Raw genomic sequence first — 15,089 nt, forward strand, 5'->3', positions numbered from 1 at the left:
AACGAGTACAGCGCCTCGTCAGGAACTTTAAACGTCGCGAGAGTGTATCACACGCGCATGAACACGGAGTGGGCCGACGCGGATCGCCTGGCCGCGCTGCGCGAGGGGATCACCGTCGTCGGCGATCGAGACGAGATGTCGGTCGAGGCGCCCGCGACCGGCGAGGAGATCGGGGCGGTCCCCGCGTGTACGGACGAGGACGTCGCCGAGGCGACCGAACGCGCCCGCGCGGCGCGGGCCGACTGGGTCGAGCGCCCGATCGAGGAGCGGGTCGCCGCGATCGACCGGTTCCACGATCTGCTGCTCGACCGACGATCGGACGTGCTCGATCTGATCCAGGTCGAAACCGGAAAAACCCGTCGCGACGCCGTCGAGGAGGTGATGGACGTCGCCGTCAACGCGCGCCACTACGGGAACCGAGCGCCGAAACTGCTGGAGTCGGAGCGTCGCTCGGGCGCGATTCCCCTCGCGACGAAGGCGGTCGTCCGCCGACGGCCGGTCGGCGTCGTCGGGCTGATCTCGCCGTGGAACTACCCCGTGGTGCTGACCGTCTCGGACGCGCTGCCGGCGCTGCTTGCGGGCAACGCGGTCGTCTGCAAGCCCGCCGCGGAGACGACCCACGTCGCGCTGCTCGCTCGCGAACTGTTGATCGAGGCGGGCGTTCCCGGGGATCTGTTCCAGGTCGTCAGCGGTTCGGGCGAGCGCCTCGGCGAACCGCTGATCGACCGCGTCGACTTCGTCGGGTTCACCGGCTCGACAGCGGTCGGTCGGGAGGTCGCCGCGCTGGCCGGTCGGAATCTGCTACCGTCCTCGCTGGAACTCGGCGGGAAGAACCCGCTGCTCGTGCTCGACGACGCCGATCCCGAATCGGCGGCCGCGGGCGCCGTCCGGGCGTCGTTCGCCAACGCCGGCCAGCTCTGCATCTCGACTGAGCGGCTCTACGTCCACGAATCGGTGTACGACGCGTTCGTCGACGAGTTCGTCGCGGCGACCCGCGACCTCTCGCTGGGCGCCGAGATCGGCTTCGGCGCCGACGTCGGCTCGCTGCAGTCCCAGGCCCAGCTCGACAAGGTGCGCTCGCACGTCGAGGACGCCGTCGAGCACGGCGCCGACGTGCTGACGGGTGGTCGCGCCCGTCCCGATCTCGGGCCGTACTGCTTCGAGCCGACGGTGCTGGCGGGCGTGACGCCGGAGATGGACGCCCACGACGAGGAGACGTTCGGGCCGGTCGTCTCGCTCTACGAAGTCGGGAGCGTCGACGAAGCGGTCGGGCGCGCCAACGACTCCGAGTACGGGCTGAACGCGTCGGTCTGGACGAGTGACGAGCCACGCGGCGAGCGGGTCGCCGAGCGCATCGACTGCGGGACGGTCAACGTCAACGAGGGGTACGCCGCGGCGTGGGCGTCGGTCGACGCGCCGATGGGCGGGATGGGGGATTCGGGAATCGGCCGCCGCCACGGCGACGAGGGGCTGACGAAGTACACCGAAACGCAGACCGTCGCAACGCAGCGATTCGCGCCGATCGGCCCCGGCCCGCTGCCGGACAATCTCTGGGCGGCCGGCCTCGTCCCGGCGCTGCGAGCCTGGAAGCGCGTCAGCGAACTGGGCAGGGCTCGCACCTGGACGAACCTGCTGGGGTGGCGCTCGTGACGGTCTTTCTCACTGGGTTCCCGGGCTTCCTCGGCTCGGCGCTGATCGACCGCCTGCTCGATCGGGACCGGCGAGTCGCCTGTCTCGTCCAGCCGAAGTACCGCGAGGACGCCGAGCGGCGGGCCGCGGAACTCGTCGGCGATGAGCGCGGCGACGACCCGGCCGACGACCGGAAGGACCGGATCGACTTGTACGAGGGCGACATCACGGAGCCGGACCTCGGCCTCGACGCCGCCGACCGCGATCGCCTGCAGGACGCCGTCGAGGAGGTGTTTCACCTCGCCGCGGTGTACGATCTGGGCGTCAGCCGATCGGTCGGCGAGGCCGTCAACGTCCGGGGGACAGAGCACGTCCTCGACTTCGCGGAGAGCATCGGCGACCTCCGGCGGTTCCAGTACGTGAGCACCTGCTACGTCAGCGGCCGCCACGACGGGGTGTTCGCTGAGAGCGATCTCGACGTCGGACAGACGTTCAACAACCACTACGAGGCGACGAAGTTCGAGGCCGAGGTCGCCGTGCAAGCGCGGATGGACGAGGGGCTCCCGACCACGATCTACCGGCCGGCGATCGTCGTCGGCGACAGCCGGACCGGCGAGACCGAGAAGTACGACGGACCCTACTACCTCGTACACTTTCTCCTCGAACAACCCGGATTCGCAGCGCTGCCGCGGACCCCCGGCGCCGACGACTGCGAGGTCAACGTCGTGCCGCGGGAGTACGTCGTCGACGCGATCGACCACCTGAGCGCGCTCTCGAGATCGGAGGGCGAGGTGTACCAGCTCTGCGATCCGAACCCGCCGACGGTCGCCGAGATGACCGCGGCGTTCGCCGAGGCGACCGACACCCGCGTCCTGTCGGTTCCGGCGCCGAAAGGGCCGACGAAGCGCGCGCTCTCGCTCGGTCCGGTCCGGCGGTGGACCGGGATCGAACCCGCGGTGATCGACTACTTCGACCACCCGACGCGGTACGTCGGCGCCACCGCGCGCAAGCACCTCGCTGGGAGCGGCATCGAGCCGCCGCCGTTCGGAAGCTACGTCGAGACGCTGGTCGAGTTCGTCCGCGAGCACCCCGAGATCGGGTCGGACGCCAGAGTCTGACCGCGAGTCGGTCGCGTCGGCGTCGCGCCGTGGCTGGCAGCCGCGTCAGCACCAAGCCGTTTCCGGGATCCGCGTCGGCGTCACGCCTTTGGCGGTCGACCGACTCACGACCCCGTATGTGGCTCGGCGAGGGCTACTGGCTCGTCCGCTTCGTCTTCCAGCGCGGGCTGGCGGCGATCTACCTGCTGGGCTTTCTGGCCGCGGCGCGACAGTTCCGCCCGCTCGCCGGCGAAGACGGCCTGCTGCCGATCGAGCGGTACGTCGAGCACGCCTCGTTTCGGGAGCGCCCGAGCCTCTTTTACCTGTATCCGAGCGACCGCGTCATCGGCGCCGCGGCGTGGACCGGCGTCGCTCTCTCGGCGCTGGCGCTGCTCGCGGGCCCCTACTGGCTGCCCGAGCCGTTCGCCGTCCCCGCCGCCGTGCTGCTGTGGGCCGCGCTGTGGCTGCTGTACCAGTCGTTCGTCAACGCCGGCCAGCTGTTCTACGGGTTCGGCTGGGAGTCGATGCTGCTGGAGACGGGCTTTCTCGCGATCTTCCTGGGTGCCGGCGACGCCGCGGCGCCCGCGCTGGTGATCTGGCTGCTGCGCTGGGTGCTCTTCAGAAATATGTTCGGCGCCGGGCTGATCAAACTGCGCGGCGACCAGTGTTGGCGCGACCTGACGGCGATGGACTACCACTACGAGACCCAGCCGATGCCGAACCCGCTCAGCTGGTTCGCCCACCACCTGCCCGATCGGGTCCACCGCGCCGAGACGTTCGGGAACCACGTCGTCGAGCTGCTGGTCCCGTTCCTCTACTTCGCTCCCCAGCCGTTCGCGTCGATCGCGGGCGTCGCGACGATCGGCTTCCAGGGCTGGCTGCTGCTGACGGGCAACTTCTCGTGGCTCAACGCGCTGACGATCGTGCTCGCGGTCAGCACCTTCAGCGACGGCGTCCTCGCCGCCGCGCTGCCGGTCGGTGTCCCGTCGCCGACGCCCGCGCCGGTCGGGCTGGAACTGCTGGCGCTCGTGCTCGCGGTCGGCGTCGTCGCGCTGAGCGTCCAGCCCGTCAGGAACATGCTCTCCGAACAGCAGGTGATGAACACCGCGTTCGACCCGCTGCACCTCGTCAACACCTACGGCGCGTTCGGCTCGATCACGAAGCGGCGCCACGAAATCGTCGTGCAGGGGACCGACGACGCGGAGATCACGGCGGACACCGAATGGAAGACCTACGAATTCCCCGGGAAGCCGACCGACCCGGGTCGTCGACCGCCCCAGATCGCCCCGTACCACCTGCGGCTGGACTGGCAGCTCTGGTTCGCCGCGATGGCGCCGTCGCCGCGGCGCCAGCCCTGGTTCACCCGGCTGCTGGTCAAGCTACTGGAGGGCGACGAGGGGACGCTGAGTCTGATCGCGGAGAACCCCTTCCCCGACGAGCCGCCCGAACACGTCCGGGCGGTGCGGTACCGGTACCGCTACACGAGCCCCGAAGAACGGTCGAACACCGGCGACTGGTGGCGCCGCGAGCGCGTCGGGACGTACGTCGAGCCCACCTCGCTCGACGAGGTCCGCGGCGGAACTGCATCGAGACGGCGGCGCGGCCGCTGAACTTCGATCTCGCCGGCGGTTCGATCTCTCCGCGCCGCGGATCAGTCCGCGGACTCGGAGTCGTCGTCGCGACGCGCCGGCGGCGTCGTCGACATCACCTTGCCGGCCGTCTCGCGGTTGTTCGCGATCAGGCGGTAGACGCCCTCGCGGAGCCGGTCGTAGTCCTCGAACTGCCGCGCGAATTCGATGGCGTCGACGAGTTCCTCGGGCACGTCCGATCGGACGATCGCCTCCTCCATCGCCGCGCCGCAGGAGTACACCTTCTCGTCGGTGACGAGGTGGGCACACTCCTCGTAGTCCTCGGGGAGCCGGTCGCGCAGCTCCGGCGTCAGGTCGGCGAAGCCGACGATCGGTACGTCGGAGCGTTCGTCGACGAACTCCGCCCACCAGGTGCAAAAGCCGCAGTCGTCGTCGTAGACGAGCGTCGCCTCGGTCATGGTTCCGCCTACGAACTCCGGCAACTAACGCTTGTCCTCTCGGCGCGACGCCGGACGTCGAGCCGAGGCGCCGACGCCCACCGGCGCAGCCGTGGCCCTAACTACCTTCGCCGGGAACGGACGACCATGGAGCGGTTCGCGCGCCTGATCGTCGCCGGCGGGCTCGCGCTGGTCGGCGGGCTCTGGATCGCGATGCTCGCCGACGCCTGGACGCCAGCGTGGCTGCTCGGGGTCGGCGTCGCCGCGCTCGGCGCCGGGGCGAACGTCGCGGGGTTCGTCGGCGAACTCGAACTGTGAGCGCGGCGACGGGACCCGACGCCGCGGCCCGACCGCCGAGTCGACACCCCGGCGTTAGCTCTCTCTCGCGGAGTGGTGTGTCCAGTCCGCGAACTCGACGAACGACGTCGAACCGCAGGCCGCACATTCGGTCGGCGGCTCGAAGCTGTGGTCGCCGTCCTGGGAGTGGGCGGTGCCCGCGTAGATCGCCTGACAGCCCTCGCAGACGTACCGGTCCGGTTCTTCTGGTTGATGCGCCATGCGATAACTCACGACGCGAATCGTAATATCCGTGGGGCCCGCAGCGCCGACGGCACCCGCCCGACCCTACCGACGCCCGCCCGTTCGACCGCGATCCGGCACCGCAGCAGTGATGCCGGTCCGGCGAGAGCGCCCGGTAAGACCCACCATGTCGGAGCAGCCGTTCGTCGTCGCGATCAAGGAGTCCGCTCGGGAGCGCAACGAGTCGGTCGACCGACTCGTGGCGGACGCCGGCCCGCGGCGCCGCTACGGTTCGCGCGCAGACGCCGAAGCCGAGGCGGCCGACCTCTCTGCGGACGGCGGGGACGTGCGGTTGCAGGCCGTCGCGCCGCGGGACGACACCGATGCCGACGCGTACCTGGTCGGCGCGAGCCGGGGGGCGCCGCCGATTCCAGACGGCGACCCCGAAGACGGCTGGCGATACTCCGTGACCGCCGACCAGTACGGCGCGCTGGGCGAGGCGCTGCTGACGGCGGGCGACGGCGCGGCGACGCCGCTGGACCACTATCTCCGCCGCGAGTTCGACCTCTCGCGGGAGGCCGACCTGACGGTCGAGGTCGACGCCGATCCCGCACCGGTGACGGCGGCGAACCGGACGGGCGAGTGGCGACCCGACTGCGCGCTGACGGTGAAAATCGCCGGCCGCCGCGTCGGAACGTACCGCTGCGAGATCAAGACCGGCGACGGGAGACTGGAACGCAACCAGCGCGCGATCGCCGAAGCGACGGCGAGCGAGACGCCCGCGCTTCTGGCGCGGGTCGACGTCACGGAGCTCCCGGCCGAGTACGAAGTCTCGTTCGAGCGACTGGGGGACGACGACGCCGCCGGCGATCCCGCCCAGAGGACCGTCGACGACTGGGAGTGAGGGAGACGGCTACACGATCGCGTCGAGGTCGGGCGAGCCATCGAGGAGCCGGTACCCTTCGGGAGCGCGCTCGACGACGCCGCGGCGCCGCAGGTGATCGAGGTGCGCGTACGCCTCGCCGGGGCCGTGGAGGACGTGAATGCCCTCCAGATCGCCGAACAGGTGTGCACTCACCGTCCAGGCGTCCGCCGGGGCATGGGCGTCGAGCACGTCGACGACGCGTTCGGTGCGCTCGCGGTGGTGCTCGATGATGGTTCTCGCTCGTTCGGCGGGCGCCTCGATGACGTCCCGATGGCCCGGCCAGGCGCGCTCGTACTCGCGATCGGCGATCCGTCGCAGACTCGCGAGGTACTGCTCCAGGGGTCGCTCGACGCGGAGGTCCGCGCCGCCGACGTTCGGCGTGTACTCGGGAAGGATCGCGTCGCCGACGAACGCCTCGCGCCCGTCTTCCGTTTCGAACTCGAAGCAGGTGAGCCCGGCCGTGTGTCCGGGCGCGTGGAGCGCTCGCAGCGTCCGGTCGCCGACCGCGATCTCGTCGCCGTCCGCGATCGTCCCGACCGTCTCGGGCGGGTCGACCAGCGCGTCCGACTCTAGCATCTCGCGGAGCCCCTCACGTTTCTCGGCCGGCATTCCCCACTCCTCGAACGTGCGTTCGTGGCGCTCGCGGAGCGCCGCCCGGGCGTCGGCGTCGCGGCGAACCATCGGGGCGTCGGCCTCGTGGACGACGACGCGCGCGCCGCCGGCGTCCTGAATCGTGCCTGCGAGTCCCGCGTGGTCAGCGTGCCAGTGGGTCAGGAGCACCGCGTCGACGCTCTCGAAGCTGTGGCCCCGGTCGGCGAGGCCGGCTTCGAGCTGTTCGCGGACGCCCGGCGTCGCGACGCCGGCGTCGATCAGGGCGGTCGCACCCTCGGCCTCGACGAGGTACGCGTCGTTGTTCCCCTCGAACTCCTCGTTGTCCAGCGCGATCGGATGGACCTGCACGACTCGACGGAGAAGGGCCAGTACCGTCAATGTTGCTGGCTCGGAGCCCTCGAAAGGTCCGAACGGCGATGGCCGGCGGCGTTCGGAGGCCGCTGGGAGCGCCGTTCCGACGCCGCCGGTCAGTGTTCGATTTCGGTGATCTTGGCGCGCCAGTAGGGCAGGTCGCCGTCCGGAAGATTCCACTCGACCTCGGCCACGGTCGGCACGAGCATTCCGCTTCGCTCTCGGTAGTCCCAGAACCGGCCGGTCCACCGGGTCGCCTCGAAGCCGTCGTCGACCGCACGGGGCCGGTCCTCCGCGACGACGCGCTCGACGAGGTGATCGTCGTCGAAGTGAAAGACCAGCGAAACCGTCGTGTCGTCGTGCTCCAGCGTCGCCCGCGCCGAGCGCTCGTCGATCGCCGCCCACTGGACACCCTCGCCAGGCAGCAGCGCGGTCGGGTACCACACGGCCTCGGCGAGGTAGCGCTGCAACTCGCCGGCGTCTAACTCGGGTGACTGCTCCGCGTCCGCGACGGTGAGCACCGACAGTACCGCGGCGCGGAGCGATCCCTCGCCGCCGACGTAGGCGTCGACGACGCGCACCGGGACGAACGGCACCACCCGGATCGTGGCGTCCCAGACGAACCCCGGCGGATCGACGGCGACGTTCTGGGTCGCTTCGAGCGGCTTCCACGCCGAGTCGGCGTCGCCGAGGCGAAACCGGCCGCGCTGTTCGAGCCGGACTGTCCGACTGTACGGTTGCCCTTCGTCGAGTACCGTCTCGAAGTATCGGCTGACGGGCGAGGGAAGGTCCGCGACGTCGTCCGGGTCGAACGTCCGGTCGGCGCGATCGGATGCGGAGTCGAGCAACTGCGCCCGCCTGTCGTCGGCGCCAGTCCGTACCGATCGGGCCACGCCAACGGCGAATGCAGCAACCGCGATCAGAGCGACGGCGATCAGTCCGGCTCTCGAATGAACCCTGCGCGCGCCGCGTTTCGATCCCATACGGTCGGTAGAACGCGCGTGATGATAAGCCCGTAGCGAACGCCGCATGGGCCTTGCTTTGGAATCTGCAGTATCATAACTTTAAGAACCGAAGTATAGCTCTTCACAGCATAGTTTCGGATCTAATCCCGATATCGGTCGACGAACGATCGACGCCCGTGTCGATTCCACCAGCTATATGCCCGCGGTGGCGTCAGGTCCCGCCATGGCGACCACAGAGCGGATCGACCGGCGGACGATCGGACTCGGCGCGGCGCTCGGTGCCGCGGCGTACGTGCTCGGCTACCTGGTGACGTACGTAACCCAGCGCGGCTCCGTCGAGGAGCGCTTCGAGGGGTTCAATTTCGTCGCCGATCTGTTGGGCGGCGATCCGATCCCGGCCTGGAAGGGAGTGGGGTGGCTGTTCTACAACGCCCACTTCGTCGACACCGAGATCCCCGGGTTCGGCGGCACCCAGACCCGGAACTTCGTGGCGAACGCCGACGGCGGCTCGCTCGCGCTGCTGTTTCTGGTCCCGCCGCTCCTGTTGCTCGGCGCGGGCGTCGTGGCCGCGACACTCTCGCGCGCCGCCACAGCCGCGGACGGCGCGACGGCCGGCGCGCTCGTCACCGTCGGCTACCTCCCGCTGGCGGTCATCGGCCTCCTCGCGTTCGGCTACGCGGTCGGCGACGGAACCATCGCGCCCGACGCGATCACCGCGGTGCTGCTGGCGGGCGCGGTGTACCCGGCGGTGCTTGGCGGCCTCGGCGGCGCACTCGGCGCCGCGGTCGGCCGGTGAGCTGATCGGGACTCGCTTCCGGTCGCGATAACTCACCGAAATTATCATTACGTACCGGCGTTTCGAGAGCAGTAGTGCCAGACGATACCACGCGCCGCGGCGTGCTCACGGGCGTTCTCGCGGCCGGCGTCGGCGGGCTCTCGCTGTCCTCGGCGTCCGACCTGCTCGACCAGTTCGCGCCGCTGTCGGGCGACGCCTGGGACGCCGCGGATCGGTCGCTCCCCGACGCGGTCGAGAGCCCGTACGGCGACGCGAGCCTACGCGTCGACGACGACGGCGTGTCCCACGTCGAGGCCGACGACGAGCGCGCGGCCTACTTCGCGGTCGGCTACGTCCAGGCGTTCGACCGCGGCTTCCAGCTCGATCTTCAGCGACGCCAGATGCGCGGTCAGCTTTCGGAGGTCGTCGGCGAGGCTACTCTGGAGAGCGACGAGTTCCACGTCGCGATGGACTTCGCGGGAGCGGCCGAAGCGACCTGGGAACTCGTCGCCGACACCCGCGCGGGCCCGCTCGTCGAGGCGTACGCCGACGGCGTCAACGCCGCCTTCGAGAGCGAGCAGCTGCAACTGGAGTACGAGCTGCTGGGCTACGAGCCCCGGCCGTGGACGCCCGCGGACTCGATGCTGATGGAAAAGCAGATCTCGTGGGATCTCACGGGGAGCTTCGTCGAACTCCGGCGGGCGCTCCTTCGAGAGCGGCTCGACGAGGAGCTGTTCGCGGAGCTGTTCCCGCGGCGGCTGGACCACGACGTGCCGATCCTCCGCGAGTCGACCGCCGGCGTCGGCGGCGCGGACGTCGGGAGCACCGGTGGAAGCGAGGGAAGCGACGGACAAGACGCCGGGAGCGCCGCGGCATCGAGAGGCTCCGAATCGGCCGTTACCGGACGCTCCGAGCCGGTCGATGCAGGGCATTCCGCCCCGATCGACGCCGACCTGACCGCGTGGCTCTCGGGGTTCGAGACGCCGACCGGCGTCGGCTCGAACAGCTGGGTGGTCTCGGGCGAGCACACCGCGAGCGGGGCGCCGCTGCTGGCCTACGACCCCCACCTCTCGCTGATGGCGCCGCCGGTGTGGTACGAGCAACACGTCGAAACGCCAGAGCGTTCCGTGCGCGGGGCGACGTTCCCCGGCGTCCCGTTCGTCATCGCGGGCGCGAACGACGGCGGCGTCTGGTCCTTTACGAACGTCGGCGCCGACGTGCTCGACTGCTACCGCTACGAGGTCGACGACGCGGGCGAGCGCTACCGCTACCGCGGCGAGTGGTGCGAGTTCGAGATCGAGGAGCGCGAGATCGCGGTTTCGGGCGCCGAGAATCGGACGCTCGACGTCAAAAAGACAGTCCACGGGCCGATGATCGAACGCGACGGGCGCCGCGTCGGCGTCGCGTGGACCGGCCACACCGCCACGCGAACGACCGAGGCGATCGAGGAGTTCGGCCGGAGCGAGGGGCTGGCCGACCTGCGCGAGTCGACGCGGAAGTTCGACCTTCCGACCCAGAATCTGGTGTACGCCGACAGCGACGGTCGAACGATGTACTACGCCACCGGCAAGCTCCCGATCCGGCGGATCGACGGCGAGGAAGTTCGGGGCGATCGGATCTTCGACGGTTCGGCCGGCGAGGCCGAGTGGGAAGGGTTCGAGCCGTTCGGCGAGTCCTCGTGGGACGGCTTCGTCCCCTTCGAGGAGAAGCCCCACGCGATCGACCCGGACGTGCTCGCCACGGCTAACCAGCGCGTCGCGGACGACCCAGCACACTATATCGGCGCCGACTACGCGACGCCGTACCGCGGCGCACGGATCTACGAGCGCCTCGACGCCGCGGTCGCCGAAGGCGAACAGATCGACCGCGAGTTCCACCGCGACCTGCAGAACGACGTTCGGGACGGGCGCGCCGAGCAGTTGGTGCCCGAACTGCTCGCCGCAGTGAACGACAGTCCAGACGCCGGCGATCGGCTCGCCGACGCCGCTGCCACGCTCGACGAGTGGGACTACCGAATGTCGCGGGACTCGCGGGGGGCGCTGGTGTTCGCCCGCTGGATGGACCATTTCCGCCGCCTGACGGCCGAACCCACGTTCTCCGAGGCTGATCTCGACGAGTCGTACTACCCGAACGACTGGGTGCTCGCGACACTATCGGACGACAGCGCGCTGTACGATGACCGGTTGCGCGCCGAGACGATGGTCGCCGCCCTTGGCGAGGCGCTCGACGAGATCGACGCCGAGGGCTGGTCGACGTACGGCGTCTGGAACTCGACGCGGGCGATCGACCACCCCTTCGGCGCCCAGGCGCCGTTCCTGAACTACGACGGGCTGGCGGCCGACGGGTCGCCGGCGACGGTCAAGAACTACCGCGTCGACTCGGCGGTCGGATCGAGCTGGCGCATGGTCGTCGAGCCGGGTGGGGACGCCACGGCGATCCTGCCCGGCGGAAACTCGGGCGACTACTTCTCCGAGCACTACGACGACCAGTTCGAACGCTGGCTCGACAACGACCAGAAGTCGATGGATCGGACGATCGAGGGCGAGGAGACCGTGGCGTTCGAGTGTGAGTCGTCGTGAGTTCGAGCGATCGGGGTGGGGAGGAAGCGAGCGTTCGATCGCGTGACGCCGAGACGGCACCGGGCGACGCCGAAGCGACGGCACGCGACGACGAATCGGAACCGAGCGACGCCGAAACGGCATCGGGCGGAACCGGAGATCGGCTTCGCGACGCTCTGGATCAGGCGCGGACGCGGCGGCGATTCCACGCCGTCGCGCTCGCCGGCGCGGCAGCGTTCGGACTCCTGTTCGCGTGGCTCCACTGGATCGGCCTCGTGCTGGGCGGCGCGCTGGTCGCGCTCGTCGCGCCCAGCGTCCGGCGCGGCGCCGCGTACGCGCTGGCGTTCGGCGTCCTCGTGCTGGTGGCGTTCGCGGTCTCGATCGGCGACGCGGCGCTGCTCGTCCCCGAGATGCGACCGATCGTCTTCGTCACCGTCGGTGCCGGGATCGGGCTGCCGCTGCTGGGATCGCTGGCGCGCGGGATCGTCTGAATCGCTGACGACCGGGCCGAAACCCAGTCATCGCATCCGGGACCGTTACACTAATTCGAGGAATGAGCCTTCGAAGTTGGTATGGACGGCCTCCGAGCGCGCGTGCTGTCGGTCTGGCGGCGCACGATCGCGCTGTCATGGCCGATCGCCGTCCAACAGACGTTCAACACGCTGATGCGGACGGTCGACGTCATCGTCACGGGGCTGTTCTCGCCGGCCGCGGTCGCCGCGGTCGGGCTGGCCGACCTGTACGCCCAGTTCCCGCTCCGTGCGGGGCTCGGGCTCGGCTCGGGTGCGATCGCCCTCTCCAGTCAGGACACCGGCCGGGACGACGCCGACGCGCGCGATCAGGCGATCAGCCAGGCGCTGCTGCTCGGCTTTCTGGTGGGGATTCCCCTGGTCGCGCTCGGGATCGTCGCGGCCCGGCCGCTGATCGCGCTGCTGGGCGCCGACCCCGAGGTCGTCGCGATGGGCGGCACCTACCTCGCGATCGTATTCGCTGCGGCGCCGATGCGCATCGTCGGCCTCGTGAGCGCTCGCTCGCTCCAGGGGACCGGCGACACGCGGACGCCGATGCTCGTCAACATCGCCGCGAACGGGTTCAACATCGCCGGTACGGTCGGTCTCGGCCTGGGTATCGGCGCCCTGCCCGAACTGGGCGTCGTCGGCGTCGGCGTCGCGACCGCGGTCAGCAGGACGTTCGAGGCCGTCGCGTTCGCGCTGGCGTTTCTCAGCGATCGGACCGATCCAGTCCTGCGGCGGCCGACCGACCCGACGATCGCGCGCCAGCTCGTCGCGGTGAGCCTGCCGAACTTCGCCGAGGGGATGAGCACGTCGCTCGCGAACTTTCCCTTCAACGCCCTGCTGCTCACCTTCGGGACGGACGTCAACGCCGGGTATCACATCGGCCGCCGAATCTATCAGCAGGTCGCCGGACCGCTGTACCGCTCGTACAACGTCGCCGCGAGCATCGTGGTCGGCCAGTCGCTGGGCGAATCGGAGCCGGCCCGGGCGCGCTTCGAAGGGCGGGCCATCGCCGCGCTGAGCCTCCTCACGCTCGGGGGCGCCGGGATCGTTCTCGTCGCGGGCGCCGACCCGCTGGCGGGCGCGTTCACCAGCGACGCCGCGACCCGCCGGTACGCCGCCACGTTCGCGGGGGTGTTCGGCGTCTCGATGTTCTTCTTCGGGATCTTCTTCCCGTTCGCGGGAAGCCTGCGGGGTGCCGGCGACACCAGAACGCCGTTCTACGCCAACCTCTCGGGGACGGTCGTGTTCATGCTCGGCTTCTCCTATCTCGCCGGCGTCACGTTCGACTACGGACTCGCGGGGGTGTACGCCGGGATGCTGCTGTGTTACGCCTGGTGGGCGCTCGTCGTCACCGCGGGGTTCCGCTGGGGCGACTGGGCCGACACCGCGGCGTCGATGATGGCCGAGCGCGCCGGGACGTCCGACTGACGGACGCGAGGACGGATGGTATTCGTCTCGCCGATAGGTCGTCCGACGGGTACGTTTATTCCTCTCGGCGACGAACGTGGTGGTATGGAATCCAAACGGATCAAGCGGGCGCTCAGTCGAGCGCGCCACGCCGCGGTCGGCGCGGGTATCGGTGCCGCGATCGGCGGACTGTTCAGCAAAAACAGCGCCAGCACGGGCGCGGCACTGGGCGCCTTGGTCGGCGCGACGATCGGCGAGAAGCGAGTCGGCGTGGAGTCGCGAGTCAAGGAAGTGACCGAGAAGCGACAGTCCGAAAGCTCGGACTGACGCGCGGCTGCCGAAACTCGACGGGTTTCTTCGACGAATCGGCTCGATACCGTCCGGTACGTCCGGCGTTCGGCGGTTAGACCGGATCGCGAAGCGCCCAGACGTCCGTTTCGGGATCGAGGTTCGACGGCTCGGCGCCGCGATCGGTCAGGATGCCGGCGTGGTACAGCATCGCCTTGAGCTGGAACACGGTCGGCGAGTGGTAGGTCTCGCCCGTCGAGAGCGGCTCGGTCCGCAACTCGCCGTCGGGGCCCAGCACCCGGCTCCGGACGTCGTCGGTGCCGCGGACGAACAGTTCGACCGTAAGCGAGGGGTGGAGCTCGTGGAGGTACGTAACGAGTTCGACCAGTGTCGGCGTCTCAACGCCGTCCTCGTGCATATGTTGAATCTCCTCGACGAGCAACTGCGTCGCCGGGTACGCGTAGACGACGCGGCGCGCGAGCTGTCCCCACCGCGGCGCCGCGTCACAGAAGCGCCGGCGAGAGCCCTTCCAGTCGTCGAACGCGTCGAGCGCGGCATCGGCCGACCCGTACTCGCGGAGCGCGAACCGAACGACCTCCCGGCCCAGCGGCGTCAGCTCGGTCCGCGTCGGCGTCACGTCGACGAGATCGAGAAATTCGGCACCCTGTCGAGCGCCCTCGACCGCGCCGACGACTCGCTGTGCGACGACCGACTCGGTATCTTGCCGATGATAGACGGCGAGCGGGTACGCGAGGTAGTTCTTCGGATGATTCAGGGAGAACGACCGGTCGGCGACGCCCTGCGCGCTCGCCTGGAAGCGGATCGCGTCGGTCTCGCTCGTGGTGCAGTTGCCCACGACCCGCGGCCGCTCGATCGGCTCGACGACGCCGTCGGCGTCGACGCCGAGGACGCCGACGTTCAGTTCGCTGGCGAGCGTCCGCGCCGACTGCGAGATCGCCGGTGTCGGCGCCGCGACGTACGCGGCGTTGGCCTCGTGGAGCCGGTCGTACGCTTGCACGACGCCGCGCTCGACGTCGACGCGGCCGCCCTCGGTCCGCCCCTTCGCCTCGATCGCGACCAGCGGCGGGTCGTCGCCGAGGCGGTCGGCCGCGAGCCACTCGTCGTCGAGCGTCCGGACGCCGACCAGGTCGGGATAGCCCGTCCCGACGCGGATGTGGTTGAACGGCGCGAGCGTCTCGCGGATCGCCGGGTCGATCGGCTCGTCCGCGATCCAGCGCTCCTGCCCGAACTGCGTATCGACGACCGCGTAGCCCCGCCGGTCCTCGTCGTCGGGAAAGAGGCGACGCTTCGCGTGGGCGAGCACGTGGGGTTCGGTCATCGACCCCGCCGCGGCTGTCATGCTACAGACGCTTCTGGGGCAGCGTAATCAAACTACCGCGAACGGAGAGCGTCGACGCC

At 70.0% G+C, this 15,089-nt stretch carries 15 protein-coding genes; 10 read left to right on the forward strand and 5 right to left on the reverse strand.

All coding sequences use genetic code 11. From position 1 onward, the window contains the following. Positions 1-57: 57 nt before the first annotated feature. From ABDZ81_RS15500 to ABDZ81_RS15510, 3 genes are all read left to right on the forward strand, one after another. Entirely contained in the window at positions 58-1,650 is a 1,593-nt protein-coding gene (locus ABDZ81_RS15500; protein ID WP_343774933.1) for a succinic semialdehyde dehydrogenase, read from the forward strand. Then, on the forward strand, positions 1,647-2,747 hold the full coding sequence (locus ABDZ81_RS15505) for an SDR family oxidoreductase (protein WP_343775310.1): 1,101 nt from the start codon (positions 1,647-1,649) through the stop codon (positions 2,745-2,747). Before ABDZ81_RS15500 ends, ABDZ81_RS15505 begins: the two co-directional genes overlap by 4 nt. A gap of 116 nt (positions 2,748-2,863) precedes the next feature. After that, a complete protein-coding gene (locus ABDZ81_RS15510; protein ID WP_343774935.1) occupies positions 2,864-4,336 on the forward strand; it encodes a lipase maturation factor family protein in 1,473 nt (490 codons plus the stop codon). Positions 4,337-4,377: 41 nt separating this feature from the next. Here ABDZ81_RS15510 and ABDZ81_RS15515 read toward each other — a convergent pair whose 3' ends face one another. Continuing rightward, positions 4,378-4,773, reverse strand: coding sequence for a DCC1-like thiol-disulfide oxidoreductase family protein (locus ABDZ81_RS15515; protein ID WP_343774936.1), 396 nt, complete (start codon positions 4,771-4,773; stop codon positions 4,378-4,380). 126 nt (positions 4,774-4,899) lie between these two features. Between ABDZ81_RS15515 and ABDZ81_RS15520 the strand changes: the two genes are divergently transcribed. Next, complete coding sequence (locus ABDZ81_RS15520) at positions 4,900-5,070, forward strand: hypothetical protein (protein WP_343774937.1); 171 nt, start codon at positions 4,900-4,902, stop codon at positions 5,068-5,070. A 54-nt stretch (positions 5,071-5,124) separates the two neighbouring features. Here ABDZ81_RS15520 and ABDZ81_RS15525 read toward each other — a convergent pair whose 3' ends face one another. Continuing rightward, positions 5,125-5,310 carry a hypothetical protein gene (locus tag ABDZ81_RS15525; protein ID WP_343774938.1) on the reverse strand — a complete coding sequence of 62 codons (186 nt, stop codon included), beginning with the start codon at positions 5,308-5,310 and terminating at the stop codon, positions 5,125-5,127. Between the two features lie 148 nt (positions 5,311-5,458). Between ABDZ81_RS15525 and ABDZ81_RS15530 the strand changes: the two genes are divergently transcribed. Beyond that, positions 5,459-6,175 carry a DUF8081 domain-containing protein gene (locus tag ABDZ81_RS15530; RefSeq protein ID WP_343774939.1) on the forward strand — a complete coding sequence of 239 codons (717 nt, stop codon included), beginning with the start codon at positions 5,459-5,461 and terminating at the stop codon, positions 6,173-6,175. A gap of 9 nt (positions 6,176-6,184) precedes the next feature. Here ABDZ81_RS15530 and ABDZ81_RS15535 read toward each other — a convergent pair whose 3' ends face one another. Together ABDZ81_RS15535 and ABDZ81_RS15540 are read right to left on the reverse strand one after the other, a co-directional pair. Then, entirely contained in the window at positions 6,185-7,156 is a 972-nt protein-coding gene (locus tag ABDZ81_RS15535) for an MBL fold metallo-hydrolase (RefSeq protein ID WP_343774940.1), read from the reverse strand. A gap of 119 nt (positions 7,157-7,275) precedes the next feature. Then, on the reverse strand, positions 7,276-8,052 hold the full coding sequence (locus ABDZ81_RS15540; RefSeq protein ID WP_343774942.1) for a DUF6920 family protein: 777 nt from the start codon (positions 8,050-8,052) through the stop codon (positions 7,276-7,278). A 295-nt stretch (positions 8,053-8,347) separates the two neighbouring features. Between ABDZ81_RS15540 and ABDZ81_RS15545 the strand changes: the two genes are divergently transcribed. The 5 genes from ABDZ81_RS15545 (at position 8,348) to ABDZ81_RS15565 (ending at position 13,709) form a co-directional block, all read left to right on the forward strand. Beyond that, a complete protein-coding gene (locus ABDZ81_RS15545; protein ID WP_343774944.1) occupies positions 8,348-8,920 on the forward strand; it encodes a DUF7978 family protein in 573 nt (190 codons plus the stop codon). 74 nt (positions 8,921-8,994) lie between these two features. Continuing rightward, on the forward strand, positions 8,995-11,478 hold the full coding sequence (locus ABDZ81_RS15550; RefSeq protein WP_343774945.1) for a penicillin acylase family protein: 2,484 nt from the start codon (positions 8,995-8,997) through the stop codon (positions 11,476-11,478). After that, entirely contained in the window at positions 11,475-11,948 is a 474-nt protein-coding gene (locus ABDZ81_RS15555) for a hypothetical protein (RefSeq protein ID WP_343774946.1), read from the forward strand. Before ABDZ81_RS15550 ends, ABDZ81_RS15555 begins: the two co-directional genes overlap by 4 nt. An 81-nt stretch (positions 11,949-12,029) precedes the next feature. Then, positions 12,030-13,403 (forward strand): MATE family efflux transporter, encoded by a 1,374-nt coding sequence (locus tag ABDZ81_RS15560; protein WP_343774947.1) that lies wholly within the window; start codon positions 12,030-12,032, stop codon positions 13,401-13,403. Between the two features lie 84 nt (positions 13,404-13,487). Further along, positions 13,488-13,709, forward strand: a complete 222-nt coding sequence (locus ABDZ81_RS15565) for a YMGG-like glycine zipper-containing protein (RefSeq protein ID WP_343774949.1) — start codon at positions 13,488-13,490, stop codon at positions 13,707-13,709. 76 nt (positions 13,710-13,785) lie between these two features. On the opposite strand, the gene ABDZ81_RS15570 is transcribed toward ABDZ81_RS15565, so the two are convergent. Further along, positions 13,786-15,030 (reverse strand): hypothetical protein, encoded by a 1,245-nt coding sequence (locus ABDZ81_RS15570; protein WP_343774950.1) that lies wholly within the window; start codon positions 15,028-15,030, stop codon positions 13,786-13,788. Positions 15,031-15,089: the final 59 nt, after the last annotated feature.

Source organism: Natronoarchaeum mannanilyticum (genome assembly GCF_039522665.1).
GTDB lineage: Archaea > Halobacteriota > Halobacteria > Halobacteriales > Natronoarchaeaceae > Natronoarchaeum > Natronoarchaeum mannanilyticum.

Bases quoted from the DNA above. Each gene is read 5' to 3' on its own strand.
- ABDZ81_RS15545 (WP_343774944.1), top strand. From the start codon at position 8,348: ATGGCGACCACAGAGCGGATCGACCGGCGGACGATCGGACTCGGCGCG.
- ABDZ81_RS15510 (WP_343774935.1), top strand. From the start codon at position 2,864: ATGTGGCTCGGCGAGGGCTACTGGCTCGTCCGCTTCGTCTTCCAGCGC.
- ABDZ81_RS15570 (WP_343774950.1), bottom strand. From the start codon at position 15,030: ATGACAGCCGCGGCGGGGTCGATGACCGAACCCCACGTGCTCGCCCAC.
- ABDZ81_RS15565 (WP_343774949.1), top strand. From the start codon at position 13,488: ATGGAATCCAAACGGATCAAGCGGGCGCTCAGTCGAGCGCGCCACGCC.
- ABDZ81_RS15525 (WP_343774938.1), bottom strand. From the start codon at position 5,310: ATGGCGCATCAACCAGAAGAACCGGACCGGTACGTCTGCGAGGGCTGT.
- ABDZ81_RS15500 (WP_343774933.1), top strand. From the start codon at position 58: ATGAACACGGAGTGGGCCGACGCGGATCGCCTGGCCGCGCTGCGCGAG.
- ABDZ81_RS15515 (WP_343774936.1), bottom strand. From the start codon at position 4,773: ATGACCGAGGCGACGCTCGTCTACGACGACGACTGCGGCTTTTGCACC.
- ABDZ81_RS15560 (WP_343774947.1), top strand. From the start codon at position 12,030: ATGGACGGCCTCCGAGCGCGCGTGCTGTCGGTCTGGCGGCGCACGATC.
- ABDZ81_RS15520 (WP_343774937.1), top strand. From the start codon at position 4,900: ATGGAGCGGTTCGCGCGCCTGATCGTCGCCGGCGGGCTCGCGCTGGTC.
- ABDZ81_RS15530 (WP_343774939.1), top strand. From the start codon at position 5,459: ATGTCGGAGCAGCCGTTCGTCGTCGCGATCAAGGAGTCCGCTCGGGAG.